This window comes from Bradyrhizobium icense, assembly GCF_001693385.1.
GTDB lineage: Bacteria > Pseudomonadota > Alphaproteobacteria > Rhizobiales > Xanthobacteraceae > Bradyrhizobium > Bradyrhizobium icense.
Genome location: NZ_CP016428.1, coordinates 1,855,561 through 1,871,837 on the forward strand (window position 1 = coordinate 1,855,561; position 16,277 = coordinate 1,871,837).

Sequence of the window (16,277 nt, forward strand, 5' to 3'; positions counted from 1 at the left end):
GATGCCACAAGGGATACGAATTTGCTCATCATGGCTTGGCCTGTTCTCTTGACACGGTCCGCTATCGTACGGGTGAGCCCAATACGGATGTGCCGGCTTCAGCAATAGAAGAGCTGGCGTACTGGACTAGTCCGGTCGGCCGCTTGAGCGGCTTTTCATTAACAATCGGCAAGCCGTACCCAGTCGAACAAATAGCAGCGAACGACGTTTTCAAACAGCGGGACTACGCCGGCCGGAGAACGTCATGTTCGATCGCAGTCTCACCCTGTTCAGATTGTTTGGCTTTCGCGTCGGAGTAGATGTCAGTTGGCTGCTGCTGGCTGTGCTTATCGTTTGGACATTGTCGGTCGGATACTTCCCCCAGTCGTCTCCTGGCCTTGAGCCTGCCACCTATTGGGCGATGGGTGTTGCCGGGCTGCTCGGGCTAGCCGTCTCGATCGTGCTTCATGAGCTTGCGCATGCAGTTGTGGCACGTCAATACGACATGCCAATCCGCGGCATCACCCTTTTCGTTTTTGGCGGCGTGGCCGAGATGGAGGACGAGCCGACAAGCGCCAAGGGCGAGTTCTTGATGGCGATTGCCGGTCCCATCATGAGCCTTGGGCTGGCAATCACTTTCTACTTGCTTGTGCTGCTGATTCCGGGAGGCGTAAGCCTTGTCGAGGGTGAGATGGCGTTGTCGGCCCAAGCAGTGGTCCTGCTCTATCTCGCCGGCATCAATTGCATCCTGGCCGTATTCAATATGGTGCCAGCCTTTCCACTCGACGGCGGGCGCATGCTGCGGGCGGCGCTCTGGGCATGGAAGAATGACATCCTGTGGGCAACGCGAATCGCGGCACGAGCAGGTTGGGCGTTCGGATTTCTCCTCATGGCCTCGGGCTTGTTTGCGTTTGTGACTGGACGCGTTATCGGCGGCATCTGGTGGTTCATACTTGGACTGTTTGTTCAAATGGCCGCTAGTTCACACCTCGAGCATCAGGTGCGTCGATCGATCCTCGCGGGGATCCCCGTTTCCGCTGTGATGCGCCGCGATCCGATTTCCGTGGCGCCAGCTCTCACGATTGATCGGTTGCTCAATGAGTATTTTTTGCGGCACTACTTCAAGGACCCGTCGTCGATGACGGGCGCCTCGTCGGTTGCGTCTCGCTGGATGCATTGCGCGACAAAGCAGGTCCCACGCTCGCGCGGCAGCAGGTCTCGGACGTCATGTATGCATGCGGCGAGCACAACACTATCTCGGCGGAAGCCGACGCGAGCCGGGCCCTCCACAAGATGCAGCGCGGAAGGAGGGGACACCTGCTGGTCTCGCGCGATGGACAGCTGGTCGGTGTGCTCTCGCTGCGCGACCTGCTGAGCTACCTCGGCATCCGTCAGGAGTTCGAGCAACTGACTTCGAGAGACGGTCGCGCTGGCGCCAATGTTGCCAGGCGCGTTCCGTCTGCCAGCCGGAACTCATAGCCGCGAAGGCGCGCCTTGGATTTCGATCGTCCGAGCCTACAAGGAAAGCAGTGGCGACCGGTTCACCGGCCACGAAGACGATCGAGTCTTTCCAACCAGCTGCGGCGTTTTCGCGCGGGTAAGCGGGGCGGCCGCCTGACGGAAGTCATGTCGACAACGGCGCGCGGTCTGACCGATGACGATATCGAGGCCGTCGCAATGTACCATAGCGTACTCAGATGATCTCTTTGTCCGGCAGGAAGCTGCTCAGCCCATGACTACACGAGCCAACCTTCGGGAGATGCGGGCGACCGAATAGCTTGTGCTGTCATTCAGAAATGAGCGTCGACAGCGTATGGAAAGAACGCCTCTGTCCGCACAACCCGCGAACCGACTTAGATTTAGCCTGAAGATCGGTAGCGTGTGGTTGCTAGCTCGGGCCGAAGAATAGATTCGGAAAATACAAAGCGATCTCGGGAAGCATGATCACGATCAGCACGCCGACAAAGGTCACGAGCACGTACGGAATGACCGACCAATAGATGTCGCTCATCGTGACGTCGGGTGGTGCCACCGACTTCAAGTAGAACAGGTTAAAGCCGAAGGGTGGCGTCATGTAGCCGATTTCCATCATGATGATGAAGATCACTCCAAACCAGATCGGGTCCCAACCGTTTGCCTGTACAACCGGCAAAAAGACCGGCAGCGTGATCAGCATGATGCCGACAGGATCGAGCACCATGCCTAGGATCAGAAGTAGCAGAAGCATGAATGCGAGCGCGCCCCACTGGCCACCAGGAATCAGCGACATCATATGGTTCATCAGATCGTTGGCGCCCAGCGTGGTATAGGCGGTCGAAAACGCATGCGCGGCGAACAGGATCCACATGATCAGCGCGGTTAACCTGAGCGTCTGCATCGCGGCATCGGCCAGGACTGCGACGGAGAGCCGGCGATGAACCGCTGATGCGATCAGAGCGCCAAACACGCCGAGCGCGGCGGCCTCAGTCGGCGTGGCGAAGCCTCCGAAGATCGCGCCGAGTACCAGGAAAACGATGAGCAGCGGCAACAGCACCGCCTTTAATGAACTGAGTTTCAGCGTCCAGTCGCCGCGTTCGTCTACCGGTAGCGCCGGTGCGAGCGAGGGCTGCAGCCACGCGCGCACGCCGATATAGATCGACACGAGAACAAAAAGCAGGATCCCTGGACCAATGCCCGAAGCAAACAGCCGGCCGACCGAAACCTCGGTCAGCAGGGCATAGAGCACCATAAGGATCGAAGGCGGAATGAGAATTCCCCAACCCCCGCCGCAGTTAATCGCACCGACTGCGAGCCGCTTGTCATAACCGCGCTCCAGCATGCGCGGCAGTGCGATAGTGCCCATGGTCACGACGGCGGCGCCACTAATCCCGCTCATCGCCGCAAATATCGCGCAGATCGCAACGGTGCCGATCGCCAGTCCGCCGCGGATGGCGCCGAACCAGACGTGCATCATCCGGTACAAGTCATGCGCGACGCCCGATTTCTCAAGCAGCATCGCCATGTACACGTACATCGGTATTGCGATCAGTGTGAAACTCATCATTGAGTCCCAGAACTTGGAGGCGACGATGTAGAAGCCGACCGGGCCCATCGTAAAGTACAGGAAGATGACCGAGATACCGCCGAGCGTGAACACAAGCGGCGTACCGAGGAAAAGGAAGAGCAGCAGTGAGCCGAAGAAAAGGAGTGTGAGAAGTTCGACTGACACGAGCAGTGTTCCAGGGGTCAATGAGAGGATTGGTCGTCGGCTTGTTTGCCGAAAATTTCGGGATCGTTGTCCAGCCCGTTAATGGTACGGATATCCGAGACGAGGCGGACGAGCCCCTGCAGCAGCAATAAAACGCCGGCGATCGGAATGGCCAGCTTGACAGGCCAGATATGCGGGTTCCAGATGCTGTAAGAGGTCTCGAGACTCGCCGCTGACTCCCACGCCATGTCGGCGGCCTGCCAGATCAGGACTCCGAGGAAGAGGAAGAACAGAAACGAGGTCGCCAAATCTATCTTTGCCTTCTGAACGCGGCTGAGCTTTCCGTAGACTATGTCGACATTGACATGGGCGCGTTCGATCAGCAGATAGCCGCCGGCGATGACCGCATAGACGCCGAAGATCAGCTGCGCGAGCTCGGCGGTCCAGATTGCTGCGCTTCCGACCACGTAGCGCGTGATGACTTCGGCCAGAAGCAGCAGGAACATCGGTGCAATCAACGAGGCGGTCAGCCAGGCCACCCACACGTTAACAAGTGTGATTGCCCGTGCGATCTTCAGCATGCTGTTACCTGACATTGTCCGGCAGCCGCAAAACGGCGGCACGCGCGGGTACACTTCCGCCACAACTGCGGAAATTGAATCTTCCCAAGCTTCGGCCGGTACCTTGGCTCAAGTGTAGCCGAGATCGCTCATCAGCTTCGTCACGGCCTGGCCGCCCTTCGCGGCGATGTCACCCTTCGCAATCTCCTTCTTCAGGATGGTGTTCGAAGCATCGGCGAATCGCTTGAGAACGTCGTCGGGGAAGCGGACGACCTCGACGTTCATCTTCTCCTTCCCGGTATTCAAGGAGATCGCTTCCTGGTGCAGGTACTCGACCGAGCGACGGAAGTACCGTTCCTCGACCAGCGAGACGAACTGCAGTCGCAGATCGGCTGGCAGCTTGTCGAGGGCGGCGATGTTGATGATGTAGGCGTCGTTCGCAAAGCCCAGCGCCGGCTTCATGTGATACGGCGCAACTTCCCACAGCTTCATTGACAGTGCGCCGATCGCCGCGCCCCAATGGGCGCCATCGACGACGCCTGTCGCTAGCCCCTGGTAGAGTTCCGGACCTGCGATTTGCTGCGGTGAAGCGCCGGCAGCGGCCAAATACTCGAGCATCGTGCCGGTCGAACGGACCTTCAGCGAGCCCAGGTCGGCGGCTGAGGTGATCTTCTTCTTCAGCACAAGCTCGGTTGGGTAGGACTTATCGCCCATCATGATGACGCCCTTCGGGCGGAGCTGATCATTGACCATCTTCTCGATGCCGAGATTCTTGGTCAGGTGCATCATTTCCCAGCTCTCGCGGAGCGTGCCCGGCACGCCGTAGTACAGGCCCATCGCCTGCGCTTCGCCGAGAATATATGCCGGGGAAATCGTGCCCATCGAGACGACTCCGCGGCGGACGATGTTGTAGATCTCGCGATCCTTCGCAATCTCGCCTGCGCCGTACAGCTCCAGCTTGAAGCGTCCTCCAGTACGTTCATCCAGTTCCTTTGCGAGCACGCCCAGACTGTCGTCGAACGAGCCCGATGCTTTGGGCCAGTGGGATTGCACTTTCCAGGTGATCTTCTCCTGCGCGTGCGCGACGGAGATGAATGCGGGGGCCGCAGCAACAGCAAGCGAGCCCTTGAGGACCTTACGTCGGTCAACGTTGCTTGGTTGGGGCAAGGTCGTTCGCTCCATTGATTTCGTGGCGAGGCGGCACGACCACCATTGTGGCAGTCGATCTGTGTTCCGCTTAGAAGCGAAACTGATCGGGTCAGCATCAGGTTCCTCAGCTACATGCGGCGCATGCGCGCGCCGGTCTGATGCCTGCTTCGCAATATGCGGGGTCCGGAAAACATGCGGGGGTCGGGAAAACAATTAATGTACGGAATCGGACCGATGGACCAGCGGCAGCACCAACCTTGCAGCAACCGGCGCGCGACGTGCACTGCAACACGGACGGCGGATTTCAGGATCGGTTGAAGGATCCCCTCCCGCCGCGCGCTAACGGAAACGAACTCTGACTCCGAATGTTGTCTGCGAGAGCCAGCTCGTTGCCAACTTCGGCCAGGAAGCAGAAAGTCGATGCGACGTTCCCCCGACTTGCAGGATGATCATGCGGAGACGTCGAAACCTTCGACGGACGAACTCGCCAGAAGTGCTGATTGCGATCAGCTCGAACCTACCGAGATCTCCGAGCGAACCTTAGCCGAGCGGCCGACGGGCATCGATGCGGACGAAGCAGGCCGAGCCCGACCCCTGCACGTGCATACCGCGACAGCTGTTCGGGGTCTGCTCATCGCCCTCATTGCCGACCTGTTGGCCCTAGGGCGTCGCATCCGGTCGCTGTGGAGCGGGGCGCGGGCAAAGCAGGGACGCTTGGGAGCAAGCGAGGGCGACCAGCGCACACGGAGAAAGGGGAGAGTGGAGCGGTGCGCTCCGCTGGTCGTTTCGTTCGTTAAAGGCGCCGTCACGTCGGCGCTGGTCACGGGACTTGTCATCACGGGCGGTATTCTCTGGGCACTGCACGACACGCGCATCGCCGGCAAGTCGTTGCGACCCGGCTGGCCATCGCTTGTGCTGGAGACCGCCGACGGCCGCCCGCTCGGGCGGACCGGCTCGCTCGCTGAAGAGGCGGTCCGAAGCGACTTCCCCGACGTGCTCGTCAATGCGGTAATAAGCGTCGAGGATCGCCGCTTCTACCAGCATCTCGGCGTCGACCCGATTGGCATTCTGCGCGCGGCGAGCGCGAACTTCGATGCCGGCGGGATTGTCGAAGGTGGCAGCACCATCACGCAACAGCTCGCCAGGCTGCGCCGCATCGTCGGCCGCGAGCAGTCGATCGAACGCAAGCTGCGCGAGGCTTTTGCTGCACTTTGGCTCGATTTCCACATGGACAAGGACGCCATTCTTACTGACTACCTGAACCGGATTTATCTTGGTGCAGGAAGTTACGGCGTCGCGGCGGCCGCTCACATTTACTTCGGCAAGCGGCTGGCCGAGCTCACCTTAGCGGAAGCCGCGATGCTGGCCGGCCTGATCAAGGCGCCGTCGGAGTACAACCCTCTTCGTAATCTTGAAGCGGCGCGTCAGCGGGCCGCACAGGTACTCGACGCGATGGTCGCGGCCGGAGCGATCGACGCCAAGGCTGCCGCTGCAGCGAAAGCCGCGCCGGCCGAGGTGAAAGCCGCTGCGCAGTTTGCGCCTGCGACCTCATGGTTCGCCGACTGGATCGCCAAGCATGAGTATCCAAGAGTATCCGGCGCGTATACGCGCAGCATCAAGGTACGTACGACCCTGATGCCTGAGCTGCAGGAGGTGGCCGAGCGGGTCATTGCCGAGACATTCAGCGCTCCGCGGGGCGGCGGACCCACCCAGGCTGCGCTCGTCGCCATGCGGCCGGACGGCGCCGTTCTCGCCATGGTTGGCGGGCGCGACTATGACCGTAGCCAGTTCAACCGAGCCGCCGACGCCCGCCGGCAACCGGGTTCCGCGTTCAAGCTGTTCGTGTGGCTCGCCGCGTTGCGTAGCGGCTATTCGCTCAATGACGTTGTCGATGCTTCGCCGATCCGGATCAAGCAGTGGGAGCCCAGGAATTTTGGCGGACGCCGCTACGGCACGATGACGCTTGAGCAGGCCTTTGCGCAGTCGGTTAATACCGCGGCCGTGCGGCTCGGAAACGAGGTCGGGCTGGACAAGGTGGTGAGCGCCGCGCGGGATCTTGGGATTGATGCGCCGCTACCCGCAGTGCCAAGTCTCGCGCTTGGCATTGCCGAACTGACGCTCGTGGACCTCACCGGCGCCTTTGCATCGGTGCGGGCGGGCCAGCGGGTCGACCCGTTCGGCATCATCGCATTCGGCCCGGAGAACGAAAGCCTACGCACACTGGGCCCATCAAAGGGCAAGGCGCTGGCGTATCAACACGAGTTGACTGCGCTCCTGCGCCGGGTGGTGACGAGCGGCACCGGCCGCGGCGCAGATTCCAGCGGCTTTACTGCCGGAAAAACGGGCACCAGCCAGGATCATCGCGACGCCTGGTTCATAGGCTTCAACGAATCCCTGGTCATTGGGGTGTGGGTCGGCAACGACGACCACACGCCGATGCGAGGCGTGACCGGTGGGTCTGTGCCAGCGCAGATCTGGCGCCGCTTCGTAGAGGCAGCCGGCGCGGTCGCGTGGACCGGACCGCACATTGCCGCGGAACCGATAGCCGCGCCACTGGAGACGCCCGACACGGAAGAATCGCGCAGTATGGCTGACGCATCTGGATTCTCCAGTGCCGCTACGGGCGCGTGGCCGCAATGCGATCACGAGGCCTGCTCGAACGCTTACGAATCGTTCCGCGCGTCCGACTGCACATACCAGCCGTACCGGGGCGAACGCCGAATGTGCGGCATCCCGCCGGCCAGGGGTACCCTTGACGAATCAATGGCACATATCCCGGCCAACTCGTCTTGCAATGTCGATGTGTGCTCGCGCCGTTATCGTTCGTTCGACTCGACTGACTGCACCTATCAACCTTATAGAGGAGGCCCGCGCCGCTTCTGCGACGCAGACCGATAAGGGGTTGCGCGTTCGCTCCTCACGACCTCATTCATTGCCGAGCCGAACAGCGCCCGCCACATCCACAGTCATTGAGGCGTTGCGCCGCCAGCGCCACACCGGCAAGCAGATCGCCGCGGAAACCGGCGTCTCCCCGGCCACCGTCAGCCGCATCCGATCTTGATACTTGTCCACTGGACGCGCCGCCGCGCCACGTCGGGACGGTCGCGTTCGCCGGCCACCACGCTATTTTTGAAGCTGAGCTTCTCGGCATGCAATTGATTTCCTGCGCTTAGGCCATGCACCGTCACCGCACCAGCCCAGCCCGCGATGCCGCGTTTGTCCGTGGTCCTGATTTGCCCGCGGCTAGCGCGCCGTTCCCGGGCCGCCGTCGCTGCCGTTCTTCGGTGAAGAGCCTTAGCGAGAAATAGTTGATGGTCGCGCGCAGGCCCTCATCGAGAGGGATCTTGGATATCCAGCCCAGCACATCGCGCGCGCGAAATGAGGGGGCGACGACGCTTGGGATCGTCCCGAGGCAGCGGATGGTACTCGATGGTGGACTTCGATCCCGTTTGCTCAACGATCAGATCGGCAATTCGCCTGACCGTCTGCTCCTCAGGATTCCCGAGATTGAAAGGGCCGGTGATCTCGGGTGGGCTTTCCATCAGAAGCTGGAGACCGGCCAACAGATCGTCAATGTAGCAGAACGAACGAGTCTGGGAGCCGTCGCCATAGATGGTGATGGGGGTGCCCTTGAGCGCTTGAACAATGAAATTCGAAATGATGCGGCCGTCGTTCTCCAACATGCGTGCACCGTAGGTATTGAAGATGCGTGCCACCTTGATCGACATGCGATGAATGCGATGGCAGTCGAAAAAGACGGTTTCCGCAGCACGCTTGCCTTCATCATAACAGGCGCGCGGACCAACCGGGTTGACATTCCCCAGATACGTCTCGGGCTGCGGATGAACGTCCGGGTCACCGTACACCTCGCTGGTCGATGCCTGAAGTACTCGCGCGCCCTTTTCCGTGGCAAATTCGATCACGTGGCCTGCGCCAAGGACGCACGTGCGTAACGTTCCGAGCGGATCGCGCTGATAGTGACGCGGGGAGGCGGGGCACGCGAGATTGTAGATGCGGTCGATTCGTCCGTCGAGGTCGGCTTGAGTATTGTTGTTTCCTCCCGTTTTGTTGTTTGTTATAACAAACAACGTCGGGTGGTCAATAGACCGCCTTGCGAGGGAATTTGCGCCATGTCGCGTGCTGGGATAGCGAGCGTCCGATGACGACGGCATTGAAACGAATCGAACCTGAGCCGCTGTGGGATCTCGCGCATGCGCAGTTGCGGGACGCGCTGCTGGCCGGGCGTTTTGAGCCAGGCACCGTCTTGACCTTGCGCGCACTGGCCGAAAGTTTTGGGACGTCGATCACGCCGGTGCGCGACGCCGTCACCCGGCTGGTGGCGCAGGGCATATTGCAGCAGGGGCCGCGCAATTCGGCGATCGTGCCGAACCTGTCACGCAAGGAGCTTGCAGATCTGACGGTGGTGCGCTGCGCGCTCGAGGGACGCGCGGCGCGGGAAGCGGCGCTGCAACGGCACGACGACGCCACGCTGCGCCGCCTTGAGGAGCGGCTTGCGACAATGCAGTCGCTGATCCAGGCGCGTAAGCTCGAAAGTTATCTCGAGCATCACCGAAAATTCCATTTCGGGATTTACGCGATGTCGGGCATCCCGCTGATGGTCGAGACCATTGAGAATATGTGGTTGCGCTGCGGCCCGGTGCTGTCCTTTGTGATTCCTGAATATGTCGTTCTGCTAAAAGGGTGGGATCATCACACCGCGGCGCTGAAGGCGATCATGGTGGGTGATGCGGATGGCGCGGAGCGTGAGATTATCGCCGACATTAGCGAGGCCGCGCATTATCTTGCCGGCCTTGCAGATTCGAAGGGGCAATTAAGGCGGCCGTCCAGCTAGCTGGGCTTGCATTCAGAAAATCTCGCGACCGACGTTCAGATCTTCCGTATCGTTGCACCTTGATGTCAAAGGACGAAGTTCAGCGGCTGCTGGGGACATGCCTGATAGCAGTGCCCTGAGGGCAGAAAGCGGCGGGAGGATGCACTGAAGCAACAAGAAACGTGGCTCTGATTGTGCGATGGTTCGCTTGACCCTAGGGCCGTCTCTACTGTTGCCCCTTTGCCAGCACCTGTGGCCTGAACCGGAGAAAATGTAATGTCAGCGACTATCCGACCGGCTACCATGAAGGGGCCCGCAATTTTTCTGGCGCAGTTCATCGGCGATGCACAGCCGTTTGACAGCTTCGATGCCATCTGCGGCTGGGCGGCAGGACTCGGTTACAGGGGCGTTCAGGTCCCGACCTCCGATCCACGTCTGATCGATATCGAAAAGGCCGCGGCCTCTCAGACCTATTGCGATGAAATTGCCGGCGTGGCCGCAAGCCACGGTCTGGTGATCACCGAATTGTCTACCCACCTGCAAGGACAACTCGTCGCCGTTCACCCGGCCTACAACGAAGCCTTCCACGCTTTTGCACCGCCGGAAGTCAGGGGCAGGCCGAACGAACGTCAGATCTGGGCGGTAGATCAAATGATGAAGGCCGCGCAGGCGTCTCGCCGCCTCGGCCTCACCGGCAGCGTGAGCTTCACCGGCGCGCTTGCCTGGCCATTCCTTTATCCCTGGCCGCAGCGGCCGCCGGGTCTGATCGAGACGGCGTTCGACGAACTCGCGCGTCGCTGGCGTCCGATCCTCGATGCATATGAGGAAGCGGGCGTCGACCTCTGCTACGAGGTCCATCCAGGCGAGGACGTATGCGACGGCATTACCTTCGAGATGTTCTACGAGCGCACCGGCAATCACCCCCGTTGCGCGATCAACTACGATCCGTCCCATTTCGTCCTGCAGCAACTGGACTATCTGGCCTTCATCGACATTTACGCCGAGCGTATCCGCGCCTTCCACGTCAAGGACGCGGAGTTCAATCCGACCGGGCGGCAGGGCGTCTATTCGGGCTTTCAGCCCTGGATCAATCGCGCCGGCCGCTTTCGCTCGCTCGGCGACGGACAGGTTGACTTCAAGGCGATCTTCTCACGGCTGGCTGCCATCGGATTCGACCGCTGGGCAGTGCTGGAGTGGGAGTGCTGCTTGAAGAACGCGGAGGACGGGGCGCGCGAAGGCGCCGCCTTTATCCGGGACCACATCATCCGCGTCACCGAGCGAGCTTTCGACGACTTCGCCGGCGGCACCAGCGACGAGACGCAGATCCGACGGTCATTGGGCCTCACCTGAGCGCCGGAATAAGTCGACAGGAGCGCGCGACATGGCTGAGCCACGTATTCGACTTGGAATGGTAGGCGGCGGGGAAGGCGCCTTCATCGGCGCAGTCCACCGTATCGCCGCGCGCCTGGACGATCGTTACGAACTCGTCGCTGGCGCGCTTTCGGCCTCGCCCGACAAAGCGATCCGATCGGCGGCGGCTATCGGCCTTGCATCTGATCGATCCTATCCCGACTTTCGGACCATGGCGCAGGCCGAGGGCGCGCGAACCGACGGTGTCGAAGCGGTTGCGATCGTCACTCCAAACCATATGCACGCACCTGTCGCCGACGCCTTCCTGGATGCGGGTGTTCATGTCATCTGCGACAAGCCGTTGACGACAACCCTAGAGGAGGCGCGCCGCTTGCGCGACAAGGCGCGCACGAGCGGACTAATATTTGCCGTCACCTATAATTACTCCGGTTATCCGCTTGTCCGCCATGCACGCTCTATGGTTCAGGGCGGCGAACTCGGCGCGATCCGGATCGTGCAGGTCGAATATCCGCAGGATTGGTTGGCCGATCCGCTTGAGGCTGCGGGCCAGAAGCAGGCCGACTGGCGTACCGACCCAGCGCGCTCGGGTGGTGGCGGCTGCGTCGGCGACATCGGTACCCATGCATATCAGCTGGCGCATTTTGTCACCGGGATGATGCCTGAGCGGATTCTGGCCGAGGCGACCATCTTCGTGCCGGGCCGCCGTGTCGATGACAACGTGCAAATCCTGCTGCGTTACGGGAACGGGGCGCGGGGCGCATTATGGGCGAGCCAGGTTGCACCCGGAAACGATAACGGGCTGCGATTACGGATCTTCGGCGAGAAGGGCGGTCTGGATTGGCGACAGGAAGAGCCGAACCTTCTCGCCTGGTCGCCGCTCGGTGACGCACCACGATCGATCCGCCGCGGCACAACGTCCATGAACGCCGCCGGTCAGCGCGTCAATCGTATTCCACCCGGCCATCCTGAGGGATACCTGGAAGCGTTCGCGACAATCTATACCGAAGTGGCCACAGCCATTGTGGCCAGTCGTACCGCTTCCCTTGCCGATCCGTGGCTGACCTTTCCAACGATTGAAGATGGTTTTGCCGGTGTTGCGATGGTGGACGCCGTCCTGCGCTCGAGCGCCGCCGGAGGGGTCTGGATGCCGGTTGAATTGTGAAAGCGCCGACCACACCATTGTCCCCGTTACATGGGGGTGTGCGGAGGCCACTTGTAATGCGAGGTCTGCGTCATTCTGGACGGTGATGGGGCTACTCGTTGGGACGTAACGAATGGTCGCTTGGAGTTGTCGTAGAGCGACGCTCTGCAACGTGCCTCGCGATCACCTTCGATAGCCGTCAAATCGCACGACGGCCTCTTAGATCGCTGTACTAATCTTTGAACCACGCGAACCGGTATAGTCGTCCGACTGGCCAATCAGCTTGCTGCGACCATGATCGCGCTCCGATGCGCAATTTTTGCCATTGGAGCTGGAGTTGCATAGGCTCTGAAATTGGCCCGCGTCGAGAGCTACCGCTCGACAAAAGCACGGTTCATTTGCTCGGTGATCGGCTTTAGCAAATAGCTCATCATGGTCCGGCTGCCGGTCTGCATGAAGACTTCGGCCGGCATGCCTGGGACGAGTTGTAGGCCGCCCAGCCGGCGACGCTCATCATCGGGCAACACGACCCTCACCGTGAAATAAGGTGCATTGGTCTGCTGATCACGGCTGGTATCGGCCGACACCAAAGACACCGTGCCGGTGAGCTGCGGTGTCACCCGCTGGTTGAAGGCCGAGAAGCGGACGAATGCTTTTTGGCCGGCACGAACCTGGTCAATATCCTGCGGCTGCAACCTTGCTTCGATGAGCAGGTCGTCCGTATCGGGCACGATTTCCATTATGGTGTCGCCGGGGCGGATGACCCCGCCGATGGTGTGCGCGGAAAGCTTATGGATCACGCCGGATGTCGGCGCGCGTACTTCGATCCGGTCGAGCAGATCCCGTGCGGCGATACCGCGTTCGACGAGTTCGGCTTCCTTGCCCTGCGTCTCACCAAGCTCCTTGACTACTTCGGTGCGGAAGTCCTGATCGAGACGCGCGATCTGAAGCTGCGCCTCGCCGATCTTTGATTTCGTCTCTGCGATCGAGGACGTCAATTGCCCGCGCTCGCCTTCGATCCGCGCGGTCTCGCGCTGCAACGTTGTGAGACGCGCCAGCGGGACCAGTCTCTTGTCGTAAAGGTCCTTGACCCCGACAAGTTCGCCAGCAATCAGCTCAAGCTGCTTCGCCTTGGAGTCCACCTGGGCCTCCAGTCCCGAAATCTCCTGGCTGAGTTGCCCAATCCGGCTCTGCAAGAGCTCCTTCTGGCTCGTGCGCCCATCGGCTCGTGCCTTGAACAGTGAGACCTCCGATGACAGCAGACTTCGGACGTCCTCGTCGGGGCGCGCCATCAATGCGGCGGGAAATTTCGGCTGGCTGTGGCCATCGCGCTCGGCGGTCAATCGCGCGGTCCGCGCGCGCAACTCGTCGAGCTGCTTGGTCACAATCTGAAGGCTGGCCTGCGCCTGGGTGGCGTCGAGCCGAAGCAACAAATCGCCGGCAGCCACCCGCGCGCCGTTGACGGCCTTGATCTCCGCGACAACTCCGCCAGCGAGATGCTGGATGGTCTTGACATTGGATTGCACGACAAGATTTCCGGGCACCACGACTGCGCCCGCAAGCGGCACCAGTGCAAGCCAGCCGCCGCCCAGCACGGTGGCAAGCAGCAGAATTCGAAGGCCGGTCCGTAACTGATTTTCAAACGACCAGCCCGCGTGCGTCATCAGGCCGACATCGGACCTGCCATTCGCTGGATCCTGAGCGCGGCGATTGAGCAGGAAAGCGCCGCCGGCGATCAGGCCGGCGCAGCCAATTCGAAGCAAGCGCCCGACGGTGGTTCCCTGCGCTGGCAGACCCGGAAGCTTGAGCTGCGGATTCGCGAGCGCCATCGATTGGTGTGCGGCATCCAAAGTCGGGATTTCCGGACCGGGCTTGGTCAAATCCATCGACAGCGGACGGATTGGTGCGAGGCTCGGGCTCGGATGGAGCTGCGGCGTGACGGGAGCCGCGTCCGGCGGCTCCCTCCTGCGCTCGGCAGGTACGATCGACTTGAGTCCGACCTGCTCAAGACAGTAGTCAATAACCCGCCCCACCTTGCCCTTTTTCCGGCGCTTGAGCCGGCTGGCCTTGGTGCGAGTGGGACGCGGTGAAGTGTCAGGCGCGGGGCGCTGAGCTCGCGATGCGTGCTGCTTGCTCCGAATCTCTCTGTCAAGGTCGCGGCGCAAACGTTCCAATTCGAGAACCAGGGCCGCGCCTTGCGATCCGTACGCGCCGGGGTTTGAATCTCGCGTCGCGCGCTGCGCCGGCTCATTGGGATGTAATGTGTCCTGCCCGGGCCGCATGTTCAAACTCCCTCAGCAACCGCTGCGCGAGGCGCCGCCGACGCGGTCCATGCAGCGCTCGCCTTTGCCGCAGGCGCCGCCCGGCCGGGCCCTCTTCGAACGCGTGCAAAGACCTCCTCGGACGGACCAAACGCGATTGCCTTGCCCTCGTAGAGCACCATCGCCATATCCAGTACGGCAAGCGCGCTGGGGCGGTGCGATATTACGATGACGATGCTCCCGTTGCGGCGCAGAGTCTCAATAGCTTGGCTCAGGGAATTCTCGCCGTCGGTGTCGAGGTTCGCATTGGGCTCATCGAGCACAACCAGAAACGGGTCGCCGAAGGCAGCTCGCGCCAGGCCAATCCGCTGGCGCTGGCCTGCCGAGAGGGTCATACCGCCCTGGCCGATGCGCGTCGCATATCCCTGCGGCAGGCGCAGGATGAGGTCGTGCACGCCGGCAATCTGCGCGGCCTTCAATATCGCCTCCGAGGTCGCCCGCTCATCGAACCGGCAGATATTTTCGGCCACCGTGCCCTCGAGCAGCGCCACATCTTGAGGCAGGTAGCCGATATGGCGCCCCAGATCCTCGTTGCGCCATTGATCGATTGCCGCTCCGTCGAGCCGCACGACACCCCCTTTGGCCGGCCAGATTCCGACCAGCGCCCTCGACAGTGAGGTCTTGCCGGATGCACTGGCGCCGAGCAGTGCGAGCCCCATACCCGCCTTCAGCGAGAATGAAATGTCGGACACTATGGGCTTGTCCATGCCCGGAGCTGCGACCGAGAGATGCTCTACCGAGAGCTCGCGGCACGGACGCGGCAACGCCACTGGCGGGGCAGGCGGCGCAGCCGTCGCCTTGCAGATGTCGCGCAGGCGGGCGAGCCCCTGGCGCGCGGTGACAAGCTGCTTCCAGTTGCCGAGCACAACTTCAACTGGCGCCAATGCGCGGCCCATCATGATCGACGAAGCGATCATGATGCCGCCCGAGGCCTGGTCGACTACTACAAGATAGGCGCCAATCCCCAGCATGCCCGACTGCAACACGTAGCGCAGGAGCTTCGCCACCGATCCGAGATTGGCATATACATCGCTGGCTCGGATATTTTCGCGCAGATACCGCTCATTGGCCTGCGACCAACGCACGGTGAATCGATCAATCATGCCGAACGCCCGGATCACCTCGGCGTTGCGCTGGGTCGTATCCGCCAGCACCTGCCGGCGTGCACTCGAGTCCATCGCGGCCCTGGCCGCACCGCGCGACAGCCGTTCTGTGAGCAATGTCATCGCGATGATTGCAATCGTTCCAAGTAGCGCCGTAGCGCCGATTGCGGGATGAAACAGAAAGAGCGTTACCAGAAAGATCGGAATCCAGGGCATGTCCAGAAACGCCGTCGGTCCCATTCCCGACATGAAGGTGCGAATCTGGTCGAGATCGCGCAGCGGCTGCTGGAGCAGCATCGGGTTCGCGCCACGTAGCGGCAGCGTCGCAAGCGCGGTATGGATCGATTCCTGCATGCCGACATCGAACATAGTTGCGACCCGGCACAGCATGCGCGCGCGCAACGCCTCGAAGTATGCCTGGATCACGTAAGCGAGCAGCACCATCAACGAGAGGCCGAGCAAGGTCGCGACGTTGCGGCTCGGGAGCACCCGGTCATAAACCTGCAACATGTAAAGAGAGCCGGACAGCATCAGGATGTTCACCACTCCGCTGAACCCGGCGACGCCGACCATCCGTCGTGCGCTTTCGCGCAACCCGACAGCCACCGGGTCATCGCCGGCCACCGCTGACAGTG

General features: G+C 61.5%; 11 protein-coding genes and 2 pseudogenes. 7 read left to right on the plus strand and 6 right to left on the minus strand.

What is annotated here, in order from left to right; genetic code table 11:
• Nucleotides 1-244: 244 nt before the first annotated feature.
• Nucleotides 245-1,354 carry a site-2 protease family protein gene (locus tag LMTR13_RS08770; RefSeq protein WP_065727530.1) on the plus strand — a complete coding sequence of 370 codons (1,110 nt, stop codon included), beginning with the start codon at nt 245-247 and terminating at the stop codon, nt 1,352-1,354.
• Nucleotides 1,273-1,458, plus strand: coding sequence for a DUF294 nucleotidyltransferase-like/CBS domain-containing protein (locus LMTR13_RS43605; RefSeq protein ID WP_418219764.1), 186 nt, complete (start codon nt 1,273-1,275; stop codon nt 1,456-1,458). The genes LMTR13_RS08770 and LMTR13_RS43605 overlap by 82 nt, the downstream gene beginning before the upstream one ends.
• A gap of 409 nt (nt 1,459-1,867) precedes the next feature.
• Here the strand turns inward: LMTR13_RS43605 and LMTR13_RS08775 are convergent, their stop codons facing one another.
• The 3 genes from LMTR13_RS08775 to dctP form a co-directional block, all read right to left on the minus strand.
• Nucleotides 1,868-3,187 carry a TRAP transporter large permease gene (locus tag LMTR13_RS08775; protein WP_065727531.1) on the minus strand — a complete coding sequence of 440 codons (1,320 nt, stop codon included), beginning with the start codon at nt 3,185-3,187 and terminating at the stop codon, nt 1,868-1,870.
• Between the two features lie 17 nt (nt 3,188-3,204).
• Entirely contained in the window at nt 3,205-3,747 is a 543-nt protein-coding gene (locus LMTR13_RS08780) for a TRAP transporter small permease subunit (RefSeq protein ID WP_065727532.1), read from the minus strand.
• Between the two features lie 108 nt (nt 3,748-3,855).
• Nucleotides 3,856-4,893 (minus strand): TRAP transporter substrate-binding protein DctP, encoded by a 1,038-nt coding sequence (gene dctP / locus LMTR13_RS08785; protein WP_236843313.1) that lies wholly within the window; start codon nt 4,891-4,893, stop codon nt 3,856-3,858.
• A 402-nt stretch (nt 4,894-5,295) separates the two neighbouring features.
• On the opposite strand from dctP, the gene LMTR13_RS08790 reads away from it, so the two are divergent.
• A complete protein-coding gene (locus tag LMTR13_RS08790; RefSeq protein WP_083218919.1) occupies nt 5,296-7,773 on the plus strand; it encodes a PBP1A family penicillin-binding protein in 2,478 nt (825 codons plus the stop codon).
• Between the two features lie 13 nt (nt 7,774-7,786).
• A pseudogene (locus tag LMTR13_RS43610) lies at nt 7,787-7,927 on the plus strand (IS481 family transposase); the annotation flags it as partial.
• Nucleotides 7,928-8,059: 132 nt separating this feature from the next.
• Here LMTR13_RS43610 and LMTR13_RS08795 read toward each other — a convergent pair.
• Nucleotides 8,060-8,912, minus strand: a pseudogene (locus LMTR13_RS08795) (GDP-mannose 4,6-dehydratase); the annotation flags it as partial.
• Between the two features lie 122 nt (nt 8,913-9,034).
• On the opposite strand from LMTR13_RS08795, the gene LMTR13_RS08800 reads away from it, so the two are divergent.
• The 3 genes from LMTR13_RS08800 to LMTR13_RS08810 all read left to right on the plus strand — a co-directional run bounded on the left by LMTR13_RS08800 (nt 9,035) and on the right by LMTR13_RS08810 (nt 12,239).
• Nucleotides 9,035-9,727, plus strand: coding sequence for a GntR family transcriptional regulator (locus LMTR13_RS08800; RefSeq protein ID WP_236843314.1), 693 nt, complete (start codon nt 9,035-9,037; stop codon nt 9,725-9,727).
• Between the two features lie 255 nt (nt 9,728-9,982).
• On the plus strand, nt 9,983-11,056 hold the full coding sequence (locus LMTR13_RS08805; RefSeq protein WP_065727536.1) for a sugar phosphate isomerase/epimerase family protein: 1,074 nt from the start codon (nt 9,983-9,985) through the stop codon (nt 11,054-11,056).
• Nucleotides 11,057-11,087: 31 nt separating this feature from the next.
• Nucleotides 11,088-12,239, plus strand: coding sequence for a Gfo/Idh/MocA family protein (locus LMTR13_RS08810; protein ID WP_065727537.1), 1,152 nt, complete (start codon nt 11,088-11,090; stop codon nt 12,237-12,239).
• 350 nt (nt 12,240-12,589) lie between these two features.
• Here LMTR13_RS08810 and LMTR13_RS38900 read toward each other — a convergent pair whose 3' ends face one another.
• Nucleotides 12,590-14,251 carry an HlyD family type I secretion periplasmic adaptor subunit gene (locus tag LMTR13_RS38900; protein ID WP_236843315.1) on the minus strand — a complete coding sequence of 554 codons (1,662 nt, stop codon included), beginning with the start codon at nt 14,249-14,251 and terminating at the stop codon, nt 12,590-12,592.
• A gap of 251 nt (nt 14,252-14,502) precedes the next feature.
• Nucleotides 14,503-16,215 (minus strand): type I secretion system permease/ATPase, encoded by a 1,713-nt coding sequence (locus LMTR13_RS08820; protein WP_065732536.1) that lies wholly within the window; start codon nt 16,213-16,215, stop codon nt 14,503-14,505.
• Nucleotides 16,216-16,277: the final 62 nt, after the last annotated feature.